Below are 342 nucleotides of genomic sequence, written 5' to 3'. Positions count from 1 at the left end.
GGGCGTTGTTGCATAAATCAGCCTCAGGCCAGATTTCCCCAACCCCAGACGTGGCTATGCCACAGCTACCGTCTGCGGGCAACCCAGCTCAGTAAACCGATTGAGGATAGCGACCCGAATGTGCAGTTCGTTGACCTGCCGCTCGAACATGCGTGACATCACTCGTTCACCCAGCCGCTTGATGCAGTTCATCTTGGTCTCGACCAAGCTGCGCCGGTGGTAACCACTCCAGCTTTTCCATAGCTTGCGACCGAAGCGCCTGCATGCGGCGATAGCCGCATTGCGGTGCACAAAGACATCGCCTTTGCGCATCCTTGCATTCTTTCTCGGGGGAATGATGGG

Annotated in this window: 1 protein-coding gene; it reads right to left on the bottom strand. The window is 57.0% G+C overall.

Annotation, left to right across the window (positions count from 1 at the left end; translation table 11 throughout):
* Positions 1-54 precede the first annotated feature (54 nt).
* Positions 55-342, bottom strand: a 288-nt coding sequence (locus tag P353_RS07510) for a transposase (protein ID WP_034367443.1), incomplete at its 5' end; no start/stop codon positions are given.

The sequence above is a fragment of the Comamonas testosteroni genome (genome assembly GCF_000761245.1).
GTDB lineage: Bacteria > Pseudomonadota > Gammaproteobacteria > Burkholderiales > Burkholderiaceae_C > Comamonas > Comamonas testosteroni_C.
Note: the sequence above shows the minus strand (reverse complement) of the source record. Positions and strands in the feature narration are given on the sequence as shown.